Origin of the sequence: Phocaeicola barnesiae DSM 18169 = JCM 13652 (assembly GCF_000374585.1) — a bacterium.
GTDB classification, from domain to species: Bacteria; Bacteroidota; Bacteroidia; order Bacteroidales; family Bacteroidaceae; genus Phocaeicola; species Phocaeicola barnesiae.
In genome coordinates, this window is record NZ_KB894662.1 from 18,468 (window position 1) to 37,117 (window position 18,650).

Below are 18,650 nucleotides of genomic sequence, written 5' to 3' on the forward strand. Positions count from 1 at the left end.
TTGAAACAGAAAATGAAGCATGGAGAAGATACCGGATATTATTGGATTTTACGATATTCCGGCTTTCTTTTCATGCTTCATTTTTTTTCATGCCTTATTAATACGTGAGTGGCTTTCCTTGGTAGAAATCAAGCAGTTTTACTCTGAAAATGTAATCATATTTGGCTTGGATACGGTCCGAAACCGTTTTCATCCAGGCTGTACGTGATTCGTTGTATTCCGTAGCGTTGGCTTTGCCAAGGGCATACTTTTCTTTCAGAAGAGTAAACGAGGCTTTGGCGGCTTCGTCTGCTGTCTTGCTGCTTTCGTATTTAGAAATGGCATTTACGGCGTTGTAATAAGCCTGCTGGATTTCCTTGTACAGTGTCTTTTTGCTGTCTTCCAACTGCCAGTTCTGCAGGATTTCCTGAACACGGGCGCTGCGTACCCGGTTGCGGGTGCTGAAGCGGTTGAAGATAGGAACGCTAAGCGTCAGTCCGATGTACTGGCTGAAGTTGTCTTTCAGCTGCGACCCGAAGCTGTTGTTTCCCATTCCTGATACCTTGTAATAATTGGTACCGATACCTCCTCCGAAGCTGAGTTGCGGATAGTAGGCGCTTTGCGCAATACGTACGTTCTTGGCGGCACCTTCCAGCCGATATTGTGCGGCACGGATGGCAGGCTTTATCTGAAGGGCTGTGCTGAAGATTTCCGATGGGGGAGTAAGCTGTCCGGGCAAGGTGATGAAATCTACATCCGGGGTTACAATCTGAAAGCCTTCCGGCGAAGGAAGTTCCAGAAGCTGACTCAGATCCAACAGGGCCAACTGGCAGTTATTGTCTGCCTGGACGGCGGAAAGCTGGTCTTGTGCCAGACGGGATTTGGCCTCATAAAGTTCCGACTCCGATGCTTTCCCATTGTCGAAATAAGCCTGTTTCTGTGCCAGCATCTCTTCGCTCAATTGTACCTGTTCGTGCGCTACCTTGGCCAGTTCCTGGTTGAAGAGCACTTGCAGGTAGGCCGAAGCGACTTGTACACTGATGTCTTCTTTGGCTTTCTGTAGGTCCTCTATAGCAGCTTTCAGGTTCAGTTTGGCCAAAGCGATGTTGTTAGGAATCTGCATTCCTGTAAACAACGGAATGGATGTGCTCAGGCTGAAGCTGGTATTCTGAGTATTGATGCTCTGATACGTATTGTCGGCCTGTAGGCTTCGTCCGAAGTTGAAAGAATAGGATGTGCTTCCGTTCAGGTTGGGCAGACGGCTCCATTTGGCCGTATTCACTTCGATTTCGTTCTGCTGTTGTGTCGCTTCCTGTTGCTTGATGGAAATGTTGTGGTCGATGGCATAGCGGATACACCGCTCCAGGTCCCAGCTTTCTTGGGCTGATACGGGCAGTACGGCCGTCCAGGCGGCTGCCAGCAGGATATGTTTCAGTTTCATAGTTTATACCTCCTTTTTCAGTCCGCGTACCTGTTCGTTGGCCTTCAGACCCTTTTTGATTTCAATTTTAATACCGTCGCTGATGCCTGTAGTGACCTGTCGGCGGACAAATTTCTGTACCGGTATGCTGTCTGTCAATACATAGACAAAGGTAGAGTCACCTTGGAATTCCAATGCGCTTTCAGGAACGCACAGTACGTTATCGGCCCGTTGAAGTTCCATTTCCGCATTGGCACTGTAGCCTGAACGGATGGTTACGTCGGACGGAACATCGATAGCTGCCTTGATTTCAAACTGGTTGGCTCCGTTGTTTTCTACGCTCTTGGGCGAGATGTATTCCAGGGTCGCGTCGAAAGTCATGTTCTGCAGGGCACCCAAGGTTATCTTGACAGGGATGCCTTCGTGTATGCGTCCCACTTCGGTTTCGTCTACGTTACCGCGGAAAATCAGGTCAGTCATGTCGGCTACGGTAGCGATGGTAGTACCATCGTTGAAGGTGTTACTCATGATGACCGAGTTACCTACCTTGATGGGGACATCCAGAATCAGTCCGTCGATGGTAGAGCGGATAAGGGTACTACTGAACGAGGCACTGTTTTTCGTGATACCTTCTTTCACAATTTCCAGGTTGTCTTTGGCTGCCTGCAGCTCTTCGCGTGCCTGTTTGGCGGCCAGGAGTGTCTTTTCGTATTCTTCGCTGCTTACGAGTTTGCACTGGTAGAGTTCTTCCATGCGCTCCAGGTCTGTTTCTGCCTGTTTGCCGTTGATGGTGGCCAGACGCACGCGGCTTTCGGCCGAGTTGAGCTGTCCCAGTTCCGGAATCACTTTGACTTTAGCGATTACTTCGCCTGCTTTCACGGTTTGTCCGGCTTCCTTGTAGACTTCGGCTATGATACCCGAAATCTGTGGCTTGATTTGTACTTCATCGCGTGGTTCTATCTTTCCCGTCGCTACGGTGGTCTGTACCAGGGTATCAGTTCCTACAGGCGATACCTCGTAGACAGTCTCTTTGGGTTGTGATTTCTGGTAGAGGAATACGAAGGTTCCTACGAAAATCAGGCCGATAAGTATCAGCACGGCTACTTTTACATATTTCTTCATAAGGCTAAATGTTTTTTTGTTCTTTGTTATCGTTTTATTTCGGTGTGTATGTTTTTCTTATTCATCACGGATGGCTTCTATCGGTTTGATGGCCATGGCCCGGTAAGCCGGGAAGAGCCCGGCCAGCAGTCCCAATACAATCAGCAGGATGTAGGCACCTATGGCCTCGCCAAATCCTATCTGGAAACCGACGGGTGCAGTGGGGGTAGAGGTGACGCTTTCCATGATATCCAGCAGAAAGACGGCCAGTGAAATGCCGGCCATGCCCGCAACAAGGGTAAGTACGATACTCTCCGACAGTATCTGTTGTAGGATATCGTTCGGTTTGGCTCCAATGGCCCGGCGTATACCGATTTCGGTAGTACGTTCCTTGACTGTCACCATCATGATGTTACTGACTCCAATGGCACCGGCCAGCAAGGTACCCAGTCCGACCATCCACCCCAGAATACGGATACCCGAGAACAGGTTGTCTACCATGGTGAACATGGCTTCCGCATTTACTTGGATGAGTGCCTGCTTGTCGTCCGGATGGATGAGGTGAGCTTTTTTCACTACCTGAGCTACTTTCTTTTCAACTTCGCTGATGGAATATCCCCGTCGTGCCGTGTAGCACAGCAACTGGATTTTCTGTCCGAAGTTGTAGTTGTTCTGCATGGTACTGAAAGGAATGATAATGGACGTTTCGGACCTTCCCTGAATGGAGATGTTACCGCTGGCCATGCTTACGCCGATTACCCGGTAATAGATTCCGTTTACTTCAATGTAGTTTCCGCAGGGGTCTTCTCCTCCCGGGAAAAGGGTTTCGTAAATACGTTTACCGATGACGCATACCTTCCGTTGGTCACGGATGTCCATGTCATTCAGGTAGCGTCCCATGGTTATCTGCGGTTCTTCTATCTGTCCATATTCGGGATACAGTCCTTTCAAGGTACCGGAAATCTTCTTATCCTGGTAAACGGCATTGATGCCCCATTTGGCCAGACTGGGGGTGACGATATCTACTTCGTCTACGTTGCGGCGGATGCGTTCCACATCTTTGTTTTCCAGGTCCCAGTATCGTCCTTGCTGGAAACCTTTGTAAGCCTTGCTGGTCAGGTTCGTCCCCAAAAAACCCGAATTGGTGGCAAAACCTTGGAATTGCTGTGACAGCTTGTCCTGCATGCCTTTGGCTCCTCCCATCAGGGCAATCAGCATGAAGATGCCCCAGAAGATACCGAAGGCTGTCAGTAAGCTTCGTGTCTTGTTGCGTGTGATGGTGACAAGTATTTCTTGCCATGTATCTAAATCGAATTTTTTCATAATCAGTCTGCTCTAAGTGCTTCGATGGGACGGATTTGGACTGCTTTCCGTGCTGGGAAGAGTCCGGCCAGTGTTCCCGCTATGATTAAGGTGAGGGTAGCCTGTACGGCAATTCCCAGGTCAACGGTCGGATTTTCGAAGAAAGTCATCGAGAATACTCCCATATCCATGGTCTGTTTGCCGGCTACGATGTTCATGTACTCTGTCACGGCAATGCCTGCTACCATGCCGATATAGCCGAAGAAGGTGGTGATGACCACACTTTCCGAAATAATCAGCCACAGGATGGAGCTGGGTTTGGCACCCAGGGCTTTGCGGATTCCGAATTCGTGGGTACGTTCGCGTACGGTAATCAGCATGATGTTGCTGACTCCTACAATACCGCTCAATAGGGTGAAGATACCGATTACCCAAATGGCAATGTGCAGAATCTCGTTTCCTGCCTGTTGCTGGAGATACTGTGTGAAGCGGTCCCAAATCCAGATGGCACTTTCGTCATCGGCGGCAAACTGTTTCCGTTGTCCCATCATTTCACGGTAGTCCTGAGTGAACTGCTGGCTTGCTGCCTCATCGGTAATACCACGGGTCGTGAAGGCGATGTTGTCAATGCTGTCGCCTTTTCCATAGACCAGCTGGACGGTACTGAAAGGTACCAGGGCCGAGGGAGAAAAGCTGTTCTGGTCGGCGTAGATGCCTACAACCAGATAAACCACTCCTTGTGCCTGGATATACTTTCCGATGGCTTCTGTCTTCGGGAACAGTTGCTCTACTGTTTTTTCATGCAACACGATGACTTTCCGTCGTTCACGGATGTCGCGGTCGTTGATGAACCGTCCTTTCTTCAGTTTGGCAGCTTCCAGGTCGGTGTAGTTGGGGAAGACTCCGTCCAGCGTGATGCTGACGGCTTCTTTTTCATAGCTCAGATAAACATTGCTTTGGCTGACAGTAGCTCCCGTCGTAATGATGTGTTCGGGGAAACTTTGGGCCGTCTGTTTCCGGTCTCCTTCGTTCAAGGTAATGTTTCGTCCTTCTTTCAAGCCGTGATAGGGCTTGCTCGTATTTCCCGGATATATTTTCATGGAGTTCATCTTCATGTCTGCCGTCTGTCCTTCGAAGGCATGGATGAGGCCGTTTCCGGCGCCCAATAGAACAATAAGCATGAAAATACCCCAGGCTACGGAAAAGCCTGTGAGGGCGGTGCGCAGTTTGTTGCGCATGATGGTTCCGTAGATTTCTTGTATCAGATCTGTCATGGTGAGAGGTGTGTTATTTCATGTATCCGTTGACACCGAAAGGAGAAGCGTCGTGGTTCAGATTCTCTTCTATTTCTCCGATGATTCCGTCTTTGATGTGGATAATCTTGTCGGTCTGGTTGGCCACACCGCTTTCGTGGGTCACTACGATGATGGTGAGTCCTTCATCCCGGTGCAGCTCTTTCAGAATGTTCATCACTTCTATCGAAGTTTTGCTGTCCAATGCTCCTGTCGGTTCGTCGGCCAGGATGATTTGAGGTTTTGAAATCAGTGCACGGGCGATGGCCACACGCTGTTTTTGTCCGCCGGACAATTCATTGGGCATGTGGTGTGCCCATTCTTTCAGACCCAGTTTTTCCAGGTATTCCATGGCCAGTTCGTTCCGTCTTTTTCGTCCTACTCCCTGATAGAACAAGGGAAGGGCCACATTCTCCATGGCATTTTTGAAAGAAATAAGGTTGAAGGACTGGAAGATGAATCCAATCATACGGTTGCGGTATTCGGCCGCACGGGTTTCGCTCAGGTCGCGAATCAATACGTTATTCAGGTAATATTCTCCTGAATCGTAGTTGTCCAGAATACCCAGAATGTTAAGTAGGGTAGACTTGCCTGATCCGGAGGCTCCCATGATGGAAACGAATTCTCCTTTCTCGATGTCCAGGTTGATTCCTTTTAATACATGAAGGGGAGCTCCGGCGTGATAGGTTTTTTGAATGTCCTTTAAATGAATCATGTTTTTTAAGGTTTGTGTCAGTAAAACATTGCGAAATTAGAAAAAGTTACAGGAATTCGTAAATAAAATGGGAAAAATATTTGTTCTATTTTGGGGTATTCTTTACATTTGTGCATAAAATTAACCCTAAATAAAATTAATGTCATGAACATGAACAACATGGAGAAACCATATGTGGTTGGTATGGATATCGGCGGAACAAACACGGTGTTTGGCGTCGTCGATTCACGTGGTAATGTATTGGCTACTGATTCAGTAAAGACTCAGCAGTATGATAAAATTGAAGAATATGTGGATGCCGTATGTAAGAAACTGGTTCCACTGATTCAGCAAGTAGGCGGTGCAGATAAGATTAAAGGTATGGGTGTAGGTGCTCCGAACGGAAACTATTACAACGGTACAATCGAGTTTGCTCCAAATCTTCCTTGGAAAGGTGTGATTCCATTGGCTTCTATGTTTGAAGAACAGTTGGGCATTCCTACTGCCTTGACAAACGATGCGAATGCTGCGGCTATTGGTGAAATGACTTATGGCGCAGCTCGTGGCTTGAAGGATTTCATCATGATTACTTTGGGTACAGGTGTCGGTAGTGGTATCGTTATCAACGGTCAGTTGGTATACGGACACGATGGCTTTGCCGGTGAGTTGGGTCACGTGGTAGTCAATCGCAACGGTCGTCAGTGCGGTTGTGGCCGTAAGGGTTGTTTGGAAACTTACTGCTCGGCTACAGGTGTAACACGTACAGCTCGCGAATTCCTGATTCAGCGTACTGAACCGAGTTTGTTGAGAGATATTCCGGCTGATGAAATCCAGTCTAAGGATGTATACGATGCTGCTGTGAAGGGTGATAAGCTGGCATTGGATATCTTCGAATTTACCGGTACTATCTTGGGACAGGCTTTGGCAGATTTCATTGCTTTCTCTAGTCCGGAAGCAATCATCCTGTTCGGCGGTTTGGCTAAATCGGGTGACTATATCATGAAGCCTATCCAGAAGGCATTGGATGAAAACGTATTGAAAATTTATGCAGGAAAGACGAAGTTGCTGCTTTCTCAGTTGAAGGATGCTGATGCGGCTGTTTTGGGCGCAAGTGCATTGGGCTGGGAAGTCAGAGAAAACTAATCGGTTCCCTGATTTCTGATAGACAGTTTGAAGGCTGTTTGGGTTTTATATAGAAAGTCCAAACAGCCTTTTTTAGTTTGGAAGGAGATAAAATGTTTTTTGTTGGGAAAAAGCGAGACAATCGGGTATAAAAAAACCGATCAGAGAAACTGACCGGTTTTTTATGTAAGGAATAATAGTTTTCAGCTTATGCGTTGTTAGCGCGTTTTTCCTGAATTCTAGCTTTCTTACCAGTAAGAGCACGCAGGTAATACAATTTAGCGCGACGTACTTTACCGATTTTGTTGACAGTGATGCTGTCGATAGCCGGAGATTCCAGCGGGAAAATACGTTCTACACCGATAGTTCCTGACATTTTGCGTACAGTGAAACGTTTCTTATCACCATGACCTGCAATTTTGATAACAACACCACGGTACATCTGTACACGTTCCTTGTTACCTTCAACGATACGGTATGCTACTGTGATAGTATCACCAGCTTTGAATGAAGGATGCTGTTTGCCAGTAGCAAATGCTTCTTCTGCAATTTTAATTAAATCCATTGTTCTTATTAAATTAAATTGTTTGATCGTTACAACGCAACATATCAAGTAACTCTTCTTTGACAGCGATTGCGCGAAAGCGGTGCAAAGTAAGCTATTTTCTTTCAAATGACCAAATAAAGGTTGTTTATTTTTTGTGGAATGTTGGTTGACTTTTCTTTTTTGGCTAAATTTGACCATTCAAATGAAATAAAGGAGAATTTTTATGATAAAGAATTACATGAAGGTAGGCCTGTTGGCCGGAATGTTATCGTTGTATGCCTGTTCTTCCAGCTATACAGTGACGGAAATAGAAGGTGGGCGAGTAGCCATGACATCCGTATACGATAAAGATCCGGATGCGGGAGCGGTAGCTTTGCTCAAGACTTATCAGTTACGGAAAGACAGCATCATGTCTCCCGTTATCGGTCATTCGGCCGCTAATCTGGTTTCTTATCGACCGGAATCACCCTTGTCGAATCTGTTGGCTGATGTCATCAAGCAGTCTACAGCCAAGTTGACCGGCGAAAAAGTGGATGTAGCGGTCATGAATATGGGAGGAATCCGCAGCGCGCTCTCTGAAGGAGAAATCACTTACGGGGATGTGTTCGAAATCACTCCGTTCGAAAATGCTCTGTGTCTGCTGACGATGGATGGAGCTACCTTGCTGAGGCTGTTTGAACAGATTGCCGCTCTGCATGGTGAGGGATTGAGTGGAGCCCGTCTGGTCATTTCGAAAGACGGAAAACTGTTGGAGGCTACTGTCGCAGGGAAAGCCATAGATCCGCAGGCCGTTTATCGGATAGCTACCATTGATTACCTGGCCGAAGGGAACGATAAGATGACGGCATTCCGCGATGCAAAGTCGAAGACTTTTCCGGCAGACGGACTTTTGCGGGACGCATTGTTGAATTATGTCAAGGAATGCGAACAAAAGGGAGTTTTTGTACAGGCCAAGGTAGAAGGCCGTATTGTTGTCAAATGAAAAGAAAGGAGAATAGAAGATGAAAAAAATGAGTTTGTTCCTATTGTGGATATGTCTGTCAACCGGAATCCTTTCCGCTCAGCATGATAAGGAAATCTACATATTTCATACGAACGATATGCATAGTCGGGTAGAGCCGTTCAGTACGGAATACGCCGATACGTTATTGGCCGGTAAAGGAGGTATGTTGCGTCGGGCCGCTTTCATCAAGCAGCAGCGGGAGGAACATAAGGACTTGTTGCTGTTCGATAGCGGAGACTTCTCACAAGGTACGCCTTATTATAATTTGTTCAAGGGGGAAGTGGAAGTCCGTCTGATGAATCAGATGGGATATGACGCCGGAACCATCGGCAACCATGAATTCGATTTCGGGTTGGATAACATGGCCCGTCTGTTTAAACTGGCTCAATATCCGATAGTGTGTGCCAATTATGATGTACAGGGTACAGTTTTGGAAGGTCTGGTAAAGCCGTATGTTGTTATCGAACGGGACGGTGTCCGCATCGGTGTCTTCGGATTGGGAGCGCAATTGGACGGACTGGTAGCAAAGGAAAACTATGGAAATGTCAAGTTTAAGGACCCGGTAGCTGAAGGACAGCGTGTGGCCGATATCCTGAAGAATCAGGAGAACTGTGACCTGGTTATCTGCCTGTCTCATCTCGGATGGGAAGGCGAACCTTATTCGGATGTAGAGCTGATTGAGAATACACGGAACATCGATGTGGTCTTGGGCGGACATTCCCACTCTTATTTTGAAGGTCCTAAGTACTATCAGAACCTGGATGGGAAAGAAATTCCGGTTCAGCAGATGGGAAAAAGTGCCGTTTTTGTCGGGAAAATGGTAGTCAAACTGAAAAAGGATTGATGTATGAAGAAGGGAAGAGTAGGTTGGATATTGATAGGATTGCTGCTGGTGGGGCAGTTGACTGCCCAGCCAATCGGTGTACTGAATCAGATAACCGATACGGTGGCCTGTCGCAAATGGGTGGACGAACAGCTTCAATCGATGACGTTGAAACAGAAAATCGGACAACTGTTCATTCATACAGTAGCACCGGTTATTACGCAGAAGAACAAGGAGAATATAGCTACGGCCATCAAGGAATATGGAATCGGTGGCTTGTTGTTCTCGGGAGGTGATGTGCAGAAACAGGTACAGCTTACCAATCTGGCACAGCGACAGTCGAAAATTCCCTTGTTGATTACTTTCGACGGCGAGTGGGGACTGGCTATGCGGCTGAAAGGAACTCCTTCGTTTCCGAAAAACCGGGTCTTGGGATGTATCGAACAGGATTCGTTACTTTATACTTATGGACGTGAAGTGGCCCGTCAGTTGCATGAAATCGGGGTACATGTGAATTTTGCACCTGTGGCCGATGTGGACAATAATCCAGATAATCCGGTCATCAATGTACGTTCCTTCGGCAGTGATCCTGAGAATGTTTCGCGAAAGGTCATCGCTTATATGCAGGGTCTGCAGGACGGTGGTATCGTAGCCGTATGTAAGCATTTTCCCGGACATGGCGATACCGATGTGGATTCTCACAAGTTTCTGCCATACTTGGGCTTTTCCCGGGAACGTTTGGACAGTGTTGAACTTTATCCGTTCCGTAAGGCCGTAGATGCAGGAATCAACGGGGTGATGGTCGGCCATCTGGAAGTGCCTGAACTGGGAGTGGAGCCTGCTTCGGTTTCGCCGGATATTGTAAAAAAGACTTTGAAAGGGGAACTGGGCTTCCGGGGACTTGTCTTTACCGATGCCTTGGAGATGAAAGGTATAGCCGGACATGAAGATGTCTGTGCCAAGGCGTTGATAGCCGGCAATGATCTGCTGCTGGCACCTCGTAATCTGAAGAAGTCGATGGCCGGCGTTCTGGAAGCTGTCAAGAAAGGAAAGTTGACGGAAGAAGAAATTACGGAACACTGCCGGAAGGTATTGACCTATAAATATGCGTTGGGTTTGAACCGGACTCCGGAAATCGTTTCCGAGGGATTAGAGAATCGCCTGTCAACTCCCGAAACGACCCGGTTGATAGAGGAGTTGCAACAGGCTGCCGTCACTGTAGCGAAGGATGACAATGAGTGGTTGCCTTTGGATTTGTCGTTGTCGGGCAACGTGTTGCTCAGTGTATCGAAAACCTTGTCGGAGACTTATCCTCTTTATAAGGACTTGCGCGAAAAAATGTCTCTTTCCTGGGTGCGTGTCAGCCAGGATTCATTGAAAGTGATTGAAGAACGGTTACGTCCGGCACAACGAGTCATTGTTGCAGTTCATACTTCGGATGTCGATGCCTATGATGCCTGGTTGCAGAAACTGGCAGCCGACAAGCCGTTGGTCCTTATCTGTTTTGAACCGCAGAAAGTGTTGGAGAAGCTTCCGCAGACAGTAAATAAGGCTTCGGCAGTGATTCTGGCACACGATTCTACCGATAAGCTCCAGCGATATGTGGCACGTGTTTTATTGGGAAAAGAACTGGTGAATGGAAAACTGTCCATTCCGCTTAGCGAAACCTTACTGGCAGGCGCCGGTGTCGTTGTCGACCCGAACGCTTCACGTTCGTACCAGCCGGAAGATTTCGGGATGGATGCATCCATATTGGCTCAGATAGATTCCATCGCTTGGGAAGGGATCCGTAACGGCGCTTATCCGGGATGTCACGTCCTCATTCAGAAGGGAGGTTATCCGGTATACAACAAATGTTTCGGAACTCATACCTACGAAGAGGAAACCCCGGTCAGGGAAAATGATTTATATGATTTGGCTTCTCTCTCGAAGACTACAGGTACCTTACTGGCAGTCATGAAACTCTACGATGAAGGGAAATTCGGGCTGACTGATAAGGTGTCTAAGTTCATACCGGAGCTCCGCAAGACGAACAAGGAAAATCTGACCGTACAGGAACTGCTTTTCCACGAATCGGGTCTGCCGGCTTATCTGCCTTTCTACATGGAAGCCATCGACCTGAAAAGTTGCAAGGGAGGGCTGTTCCGGAAGAAGCGCGATGCCAATCATCAGGTGCAGGTAGATGATAATCTGTATGCCTGTACTTCTTTCGCTTATAAGCCGGAATATGTTTCCGATACCTATTCGGACGAATATCCGTTGCAGGTGGCTGATGGTATTTATCTGAAGAAGGAGTTCCGTAAGGTAGTTTTGGACGAGATTGTCAAGGCGCCGTTGAAAGGACATTCCTACCGCTATAGTTGTTTGAATTTCATGTTGCTGAAGGAGATGGTGGAAGCTGTTTCCGGAACTTCGATGGATGTTTACCTGGACAGTGTCTTTTACCGGCCGATGGGCTTGACGCACATAACCTATAATCCGCTCCGTAAATTTGAAAAGTCGCAGATTGTGCCTACCGTGAAAGAAGACTTCCTTCGGAAAGGTCCTTTACAGGGATATGTCCACGATGAGGCAGCTGCCTTCATGGGAGGGGTTTCCGGTAATGCCGGCCTGTTTGCTGCGGCACGCGATGTGGCTCAAGTCTATCAGATGTTGTTGGATAAAGGGGTATTGGGCGACCGCCGTTACCTGACCCGTGCTACCTGTGAGCTTTTCCTGACCGTTAAGGCTAAAAACAGTCGTCGTGGATTGGGGTTCGATAAACCGGACATGGAACGGGAGGCAAGCAATCCCTGTGCCGAGGAGGCGCCGGCTTCGGTCATTGGGCATACCGGATTTACCGGTACCTGTGCTTGGGTCGATCCGGACAATGAACTGATTTTTGTCTTCCTGAGTAACCGTATCTATCCGCATCCGTTTGACCGGAAGGCATTGATGCAGCTGAACATCCGTCCCCGTATCCAGCAGGTGATGTATCATTCGCTGATGAAATGAGCCTATTTAGACGAAATACAAATTAGGTAGAAAGTGTAATGTTGATGTTACAATCTATGCTAAAAATGCTACCTTTGTACCATCAATTAGTACTAATAATAACTTAACTTTTTTACTACAATGGCTTACGTAATTAGTGACGATTGTATCGCTTGCGGTACTTGTATCGATGAATGTCCGGTAGGAGCAATCTCAGAAGGTGACAAATATTCTATCAACCCAGACGCTTGCACAGAATGTGGTACTTGCGCTGACGTTTGTCCTTCTGAAGCTATTCACTTGGGATAATCTTACAATCGTCTGTATGACAAACTAACAAGGCTGCCCGTAAACGGGTGGCCTTTTTTATTTGGGACGGTATTTTAAAATCCAACTCTTTTCCGCTGTAATACAGTTTTCCATACGAATTTTTCCACATCTTTCAGAATGACTTGACCGTTATGTACTTTATTTGTCATGCTGATACGAAGTAAATAGTTATCAGTGATGTTTTTTGCCAGAAGACTCATGGTCCTGGCATTGGCATAACCCAATGGTCGATTCTCGCACAGTTCCCCAATATATTTTTTGATATGAGATACAGCATTCGGTTCCAGATACAAATTCCGTTTCTCCAGACACATTGACAGAATGGCCATCAGTTCTTCGGGGGAATAATCCTCGAAGTAGAAGGTATGGTCCATTTCCGGTAGAACAGTTGGAACTTCGTTGTTCATTGATACTCGGCCATACGGAGTCTGTTCGGCTATCACCACCGCATAGTTTCCCGGAAGCTCCATCATCAGGGAGTTCAGCTTGAAACGCAGTTCCTGGCCGTTGAACCGTGTCTGCGGATTCTTGAACATCGGAGCGTCTCCGTCTACAAACAGCAGTCCCTGTTCGGATTGTTTCATGGCATTCCGGATAAGCTCGTCCACTTTATAATCCGGAACATTGTATAGGTTTTCGGCTTTCAGTTCTACCAGATTTCCACGATTCAGTACATGCATGGCTCGGAGGATTTCAGCCAGGATACCGGCTACCGTACTCTTGCCGGTACCTGTGTTTCCTACAAAGTTCCATCGCAGTGGTTCGTCACGGAAGTAAGACTGTCCCCGTTTCTGCAGATAACGGGAAACTGTCACAAAATTGTGAACCGATTCTTTTACCCTGTTCAGACCTACCATCGCATCCAGTTTTCGGAGTGCCTGCTCAATCTCTTCTTCCTCAAACGGTTCTACCTGATTGACAGTATCGCATGCTTGTACATCAGCCAGACAGATCTGCTGGAGTGTCCGTTTGTTTTCCCGTTTTTCGGCAGGCAAAGCAGCTAAACGGCTCCCCATGGCCGGAAGGATTTGTGAAGAAATCAGCCGTACGATAAAACGCGCATTTCCCCAGTAACGGTCTTTGTCCTCATATTGGCGTTCCACCAACGTTCGTAGAGTCTGAAATGCCTTGGGTGTAAAGAAATAATGCTTGTTTTCTACATAATTTCTGGCTATCTGCATCAGTTCGTCTACCGAATAATCGTTGAAATAGAAGGTATATGGGAAACGGGAAGGAAGGCCCGGATTAGTTTCAACCATTTTTTTCATTTCTTCCGGATAGCCAGCCAGAATCACCAGCATATCCACCTGGTCCTTATCCAGTACAGTCAACAGGATTTCAATCACCCGGTGTCCGAAGTCCTTACCGTTTTCGTCTGCACACAGGGAATATGCTTCATCGATGAACAGCACATTGCCTTCCGCTCGCTTCAAATATTCTTGAGTCTTCTTTTCCGTATGACCAAGATATTGGCCTACCAGATCGTTACGGGAAACTTTAATGACTTTTCCTTTCGACAACAGTCCCATGGAGGCATAGATTTCTCCGATGAAGTCAGCTACTGTTGTCTTTCCGGTACCCGGGTTTCCTACAAAAATCATGTGCAGAGGAGGCATGGAGGCTTCCAGCCCCTTATCCATGCGCCATTTCATCATCCGGACCATATTCAGATGATTCTCGATGTTGGCTTTCAGCCTGCCTAATCCTACCATCTTTTTCAATTTCTGCATATCATTGCCGCTCTCTTTCGGAGTCATCGGGATATCTTCTTTACGGATGGTCATTAAATCTGTTGCAGTAGGAAATTTCAGTTTGCTGACACGGAGAGCCATAGTCTCCAGTATTTCGTTTGTAAACAAGTTCTCGATGAATTCCGAGTTGTTGCATGTTCCGGCAGTCCATATAAATTCTTCTTGGATTTTATTACGTAATGCATCTACCGCATCCTCGGAGAGGCGGTAATGATGCTGCCGGCAATACGAAAATGCCACTTCCATCAACTCATCGTGTGTATAGTCTGCAAAGTGGAACCGGTTTTGCGGGGGAATGTTCTCGGACAGTTCGTCGAATTGATTGATTGTCTCCTCTATCATGGCCTCATTTCCCGATAGTACGAGGACCCAGTTCTTCTGATCGTCTTTCTGCAGCCGTGACACCAAGTCTGTCCATACCTCTTTTTCTATATTACGTGGTGCATTGTTGTCATCCCAGACCGATGGTGGAGATACCCGGTCAAGAAACAGGATTCCCCCCTGAGCGGCACGGACATTGTCTGCCAGCGATACTTCTTCGTTTGTAAAGGATTTGTTCCGTGCGTTTTTTTGTACAAATTCTTCCCAGTCTACATAGGTGACTTTTCCGTTGTTCAGAAATTTCAGGTCGCACAGCAGTTTTCCCAATAAATTGGCCACTTTCTGCTTTTTAGTGGTTGAGTTTCCCATAAAAGCCATGTGTAAGGGTGGCAAAGGTGTCTGAAATCCCATGTTTCCCCGTTGGTCCATATATCGTCTGTAGGCAGCCAGTTCTTCCATCCGTTGTCTGAACTCATCCATTCCGTGCAATTCCTGCAGTTCTTCCCAAGAACTCATTTCTGTTTTTGTACCGGAAGTTGAATCTGAGCCATCTCCTTCAGTAGGTGTAGTCTCATCTTTCCGACAGACACCTGATACGTCATTTTTACCTACTTCAAAGAATGCAAAGAAGGCTACTTCTTCCCTGAATCTCACCTCAATCATGTAACGGGCTTTTTTCCATGTAATGCCGTCGGCTTTCCCCCATTGTATCGGTGTTATCACTTCCTTACTGTCGGCATGGAAAGATGCCGTTACATATTTTTCGGCCAGCAGATTACCTACATCTCCGTAAAGACGACAACGGAACATCGCCGGAAATTCTTTTTCCCAAGCATTTTCCGCCCGATAGACAGCCAAAACATTACGTAAACCTTTCCTGGCAAAACAACTCAATGCGGTAGTACTGTCTGACGTTTCCAGAACCGAGGAAACATTTCTGTACAACCGGACATCACGGAACCGAAGGACATCGGGCATTGCCGGCAGGTACGTCCAGCGCAACGGCAGAACAGCCAGCTCTACTTCATCCTTCACAATCAGAATTTCTCCATTCGTCCATTCTCCCAAAGAAGCCCCCTTTTGTAACGGCAAAGTTTCCAGACAAATCTTTGCCCATTGATCCTTCCATATATCACAACGTCGTATTTTCTCCTCCCGCACCACATACTTTTCATGGTCTACGAGATATACCTCAGCTCCCTCCAGGTAGTCGAAAAAGACTGCATCCCTTTCTAAGGCAGTCGTAACACGTATCCATAGTTTCGCTTCGGGCCATGCCACCCATTCCAGTTTTCCCGATTTCCGCCAGTCCAGTTCTGTTTTTGGAGTACCGTATGCGACTTCCCAGTCCAGTTTTTCCAAAGACTGGTACAGAGTACTCTCTTTATCCAGAAATTCCTTCCATGTTCCCTTTATCGGGATATCCGCTTTTTCCTTTACTTCCACCAGTAATGGACTCTCCGTATCATTTTCTTCCAGTCCGCAGGTAATGAAGTCATTCAGCACTTTCTCGAATTCATCTTCGAAATCTGTCTCCTCTTCCGAATCGTTTTTCCACATTGTATCCTCTGTTTCTGAAATGATGTCTTCTGTCACATTTTTCTTTTTTTGCTGTACAGATTTCAGTAAGTCTGGAATACTTCGTTCGTACAGTGACAACAAAGCGCCCCGAAGTTTTTCATCATTCAACTGGTCCATCAATCCAGTCTTCAGGCCCTCGATGGACGGACAGGACGGAGCGACCCATACACCTTCTTCCTCCCATTCTTCCTGCATATCTTCTATGTTGATAATCGGATAATTGCATACTAAGAGGATGGATGTTTCATACTTCTCTTCCGATAAAGTGGCAAGCGATGAACGGAGTAACTTCATCAGAAACACCGGAGAAGTACGGTGACTACTCTCCGAAAAATACAGTGGAGCCTCATTTTGATATCCTTCTTCATCGGCCAGCCAAGTACCACGCTCACTTGCCGGAAGCTCATCGAATCCTATCAGTAGCACGTGTCGGCGAAATACACAAACCGCATAGAGCAAATCGGTAACATCGCCTGTATATTCTAGTTCCTCTTTCATTGATCGGGAGGTACGGGGAACAGGAATAGACAGACAGGTACGGGATAATTTTTCCAAAACCTGTGACAGGCTGGAAACAGACAAGTTGGTGAAATAGGAGGAGAAGTATGACATAGGAATAAAATTTATAAATTATTTACGTGTAAAACTATTGATTACTTTATTAGCTTTAATTCAGCAATTTACGAAATTAATATGGATTTATGAAATAAATTTTGTCCAAATTTATTCTGTGGATCTATTTATGGCGGTAAAATGGTGGCTATTCTAGAAATCAGGTGCTTCAATAGCAAAAAGTATGAATATAGATTGTTTATATTGATAGTTTTTTCTACCTTTCGGGATAATAAAACCATCAAATTCTTGTTTTTATGAAAATTAAATATGGTCTTGCCCAATTTTTGGGTTGTTTGCAAATTGTTGTCTTGTTCTTTATCGTCATTTTATGGGATAAAATGATAGTATTAGAATTGCCTTTTGAACCATTTCCTTATAAATGGAATACTCTAATGAAAGTTATGTTTTTATTAATTGTCGTGTTTTTTTTATTATTCTACTTTATAAGAAATTTTGTTACAAGAAATAAAGAAAGGAGAGTGAATCGTCCGCATCCGACAATTAAAGAAAAAGCTGTGATATTGATTTCCAGCTCTTGTTCAGGAAATTGGGTAGACATACTTTTTGTCCTGTCATTCATTTTTTATTTTGCCTGGATTCCTGATGCTTGTATGGACTATGCAAAAGAAGACTATTCCCTATATCGAATACTCGTGTATTTTATAGGATTTATTACTGTTATTCTAACCAAACCTACAATTTATAAAGAATCTAAAGAGATAAATAATGACAGCAGAACATTGTTGATTTCTGGTATATCTTTAATAAAAAACAAGCCATATCATACGATTGAGCCGCTGACATATCCATTTGAAGATTATAAGAATCTAAAAACAATGATAATACTTATGCCTAATAAAATAGAATTAGTGTGGAGTCTGTTAAAAATAGAAGCTACAGGAGATTCATTGGACAAAGCATATGCGTCTTTTAAAGCACGGATGCTTCGTGTTTATTTACAATATGAAGATTTTTCAATTAATAAAATGAATAAAGATAAAACTTTAAAATCTCTTTTATTAGAAAAAGGTTTAATTGTTCCAGATTGTTTAGATGCTGCTGATGATACAAAAATCGAAGCAATTCTTTTATCTCATAGTTGTAAAGGTAAGCTTGAGTTTGTATTAGACGAACGGAAAAAAAAATATCTTGCTGAAATAGAAGAAATTTATACAGATTTAATAAATAAAAGTGTGAAATATTTTCTAAAGAAGAAAGGAATAGCTGATTTACCCAATCTAGAGATTGATTTTACAGACCCCGCTGATTACAATGATTTTGATGATTGTAATGAAAAGTGTTATGATAAATTGGTTATAATGATGAGGAAGTATCGGTTGTCAGATGAAAACATTATTGTTAATATTACTTCTGGTACTGCTGTAGTTACTAGTGCCTTGACTTTAAATGCCATTAAAGGTCGCAGAGAAATGGTGTATGTTAGGCAGGGAGCTAAAGGTTTGGCAAAAGCAAATCCAAACGTCATGATGATTCAATTCGATGAACTGTTTACAGAAAAAGTAGAAAACGCATAAATTACGGTTATGTTTATAAATCTATCAAACCACCCGTCTGAGACTTGGCAAGAAAATCAGTTGAAAGCAGCTCGTCACTATGGAGACATAGTAGATATTCCATTCCCCCTAATAGACCCCAATAATACGACAGAGCAGGTCTATCGGCTTGCTCTGTCGTATTGTAACCAGGTGGAACAATTTTCTAGTGTTTCTCCCCCAAATAAAATAGTTGTACATGTGGTTGGAGAACCCGTCTTTACTTTCATGATGGTTACCCTT

Annotated in this window: 13 protein-coding genes; 6 read left to right on the forward strand and 7 right to left on the reverse strand. The window is 45.4% G+C overall.

Annotation, left to right across the window (positions count from 1 at the left end; translation table 11 throughout):
• Positions 1-97: 97 nt before the first annotated feature.
• Genes C510_RS0114725 through C510_RS0114745 form a run of 5 tightly spaced genes read right to left on the reverse strand, consistent with a single transcriptional unit; the run spans position 98 to position 5,809 of the window.
• Positions 98-1,420, reverse strand: a complete 1,323-nt coding sequence (locus C510_RS0114725) for a TolC family protein (protein WP_018712038.1) — start codon at positions 1,418-1,420, stop codon at positions 98-100.
• Positions 1,421-1,423: 3 nt separating this feature from the next.
• Positions 1,424-2,521 (reverse strand): efflux RND transporter periplasmic adaptor subunit, encoded by a 1,098-nt coding sequence (locus C510_RS0114730; protein ID WP_018712039.1) that lies wholly within the window; start codon positions 2,519-2,521, stop codon positions 1,424-1,426.
• Between the two features lie 57 nt (positions 2,522-2,578).
• On the reverse strand, positions 2,579-3,823 hold the full coding sequence (locus tag C510_RS0114735; RefSeq protein ID WP_018712040.1) for an ABC transporter permease: 1,245 nt from the start codon (positions 3,821-3,823) through the stop codon (positions 2,579-2,581).
• A 2-nt stretch (positions 3,824-3,825) separates the two neighbouring features.
• The gene (locus tag C510_RS0114740) at positions 3,826-5,076 is read right to left on the reverse strand and encodes an ABC transporter permease (protein ID WP_018712041.1); all 1,251 of its coding nucleotides are present in this window, start codon (positions 5,074-5,076) and stop codon (positions 3,826-3,828) included.
• A 13-nt stretch (positions 5,077-5,089) separates the two neighbouring features.
• On the reverse strand, positions 5,090-5,809 hold the full coding sequence (locus tag C510_RS0114745) for an ABC transporter ATP-binding protein (RefSeq protein ID WP_018712042.1): 720 nt from the start codon (positions 5,807-5,809) through the stop codon (positions 5,090-5,092).
• 144 nt (positions 5,810-5,953) lie between these two features.
• On the opposite strand from C510_RS0114745, the gene C510_RS0114750 reads away from it, so the two are divergent.
• Positions 5,954-6,931: an ROK family protein gene (locus tag C510_RS0114750; protein ID WP_018712043.1), complete on the forward strand. Its 978-nt coding sequence runs from the start codon at positions 5,954-5,956 to the stop codon at positions 6,929-6,931.
• Positions 6,932-7,118: 187 nt separating this feature from the next.
• On the opposite strand, the gene rplS is transcribed toward C510_RS0114750, so the two are convergent.
• Complete coding sequence (gene rplS / locus C510_RS0114755; protein WP_018712044.1) at positions 7,119-7,475, reverse strand: 50S ribosomal protein L19; 357 nt, start codon at positions 7,473-7,475, stop codon at positions 7,119-7,121.
• Positions 7,476-7,680: 205 nt separating this feature from the next.
• On the opposite strand from rplS, the gene C510_RS0114760 reads away from it, so the two are divergent.
• The 4 genes from C510_RS0114760 to C510_RS17250 all read left to right on the forward strand — a co-directional run bounded on the left by C510_RS0114760 (position 7,681) and on the right by C510_RS17250 (position 12,565).
• The gene (locus C510_RS0114760; RefSeq protein ID WP_018712045.1) at positions 7,681-8,439 is read left to right on the forward strand and encodes a 5'-nucleotidase C-terminal domain-containing protein; all 759 of its coding nucleotides are present in this window, start codon (positions 7,681-7,683) and stop codon (positions 8,437-8,439) included.
• 19 nt (positions 8,440-8,458) lie between these two features.
• On the forward strand, positions 8,459-9,304 hold the full coding sequence (locus C510_RS0114765) for a bifunctional metallophosphatase/5'-nucleotidase (protein ID WP_025892891.1): 846 nt from the start codon (positions 8,459-8,461) through the stop codon (positions 9,302-9,304).
• Positions 9,305-9,307: 3 nt separating this feature from the next.
• Positions 9,308-12,277 (forward strand): serine hydrolase domain-containing protein, encoded by a 2,970-nt coding sequence (locus C510_RS0114770; RefSeq protein WP_018712047.1) that lies wholly within the window; start codon positions 9,308-9,310, stop codon positions 12,275-12,277.
• Positions 12,278-12,397: 120 nt separating this feature from the next.
• Positions 12,398-12,565: a DUF362 domain-containing protein gene (locus C510_RS17250; protein WP_007557742.1), complete on the forward strand. Its 168-nt coding sequence runs from the start codon at positions 12,398-12,400 to the stop codon at positions 12,563-12,565.
• A 74-nt stretch (positions 12,566-12,639) separates the two neighbouring features.
• Here C510_RS17250 and C510_RS0114775 read toward each other — a convergent pair whose 3' ends face one another.
• Complete coding sequence (locus tag C510_RS0114775; RefSeq protein WP_169336147.1) at positions 12,640-16,737, reverse strand: AAA family ATPase; 4,098 nt, start codon at positions 16,735-16,737, stop codon at positions 12,640-12,642.
• 371 nt (positions 16,738-17,108) lie between these two features.
• Between C510_RS0114775 and C510_RS0114780 the strand changes: the two genes are divergently transcribed.
• Positions 17,109-18,389 carry a hypothetical protein gene (locus C510_RS0114780; protein WP_018712049.1) on the forward strand — a complete coding sequence of 427 codons (1,281 nt, stop codon included), beginning with the start codon at positions 17,109-17,111 and terminating at the stop codon, positions 18,387-18,389.
• The last annotated feature ends 261 nt before the right edge of the window (positions 18,390-18,650 follow it).

Bases quoted from the DNA above. Each gene is read 5' to 3' on its own strand.
- C510_RS0114760 (WP_018712045.1), top strand. From the start codon at position 7,681: ATGATAAAGAATTACATGAAGGTAGGCCTGTTGGCCGGAATGTTATCG.
- C510_RS0114775 (WP_169336147.1), bottom strand. From the start codon at position 16,737: ATGAAAGAGGAACTAGAATATACAGGCGATGTTACCGATTTGCTCTAT.
- C510_RS0114730 (WP_018712039.1), bottom strand. From the start codon at position 2,521: ATGAAGAAATATGTAAAAGTAGCCGTGCTGATACTTATCGGCCTGATT.
- C510_RS0114745 (WP_018712042.1), bottom strand. From the start codon at position 5,809: ATGATTCATTTAAAGGACATTCAAAAAACCTATCACGCCGGAGCTCCC.
- C510_RS0114725 (WP_018712038.1), bottom strand. From the start codon at position 1,420: ATGAAACTGAAACATATCCTGCTGGCAGCCGCCTGGACGGCCGTACTG.
- C510_RS0114740 (WP_018712041.1), bottom strand. From the start codon at position 5,076: ATGACAGATCTGATACAAGAAATCTACGGAACCATCATGCGCAACAAA.
- C510_RS0114780 (WP_018712049.1), top strand. From the start codon at position 17,109: ATGAAAATTAAATATGGTCTTGCCCAATTTTTGGGTTGTTTGCAAATT.
- C510_RS17250 (WP_007557742.1), top strand. From the start codon at position 12,398: ATGGCTTACGTAATTAGTGACGATTGTATCGCTTGCGGTACTTGTATC.
- C510_RS0114750 (WP_018712043.1), top strand. From the start codon at position 5,954: ATGAACATGAACAACATGGAGAAACCATATGTGGTTGGTATGGATATC.
- C510_RS0114765 (WP_025892891.1), top strand. From the start codon at position 8,459: ATGAAAAAAATGAGTTTGTTCCTATTGTGGATATGTCTGTCAACCGGA.
- C510_RS0114770 (WP_018712047.1), top strand. From the start codon at position 9,308: ATGAAGAAGGGAAGAGTAGGTTGGATATTGATAGGATTGCTGCTGGTG.
- rplS (WP_018712044.1), bottom strand. From the start codon at position 7,475: ATGGATTTAATTAAAATTGCAGAAGAAGCATTTGCTACTGGCAAACAG.
- C510_RS0114735 (WP_018712040.1), bottom strand. From the start codon at position 3,823: ATGAAAAAATTCGATTTAGATACATGGCAAGAAATACTTGTCACCATC.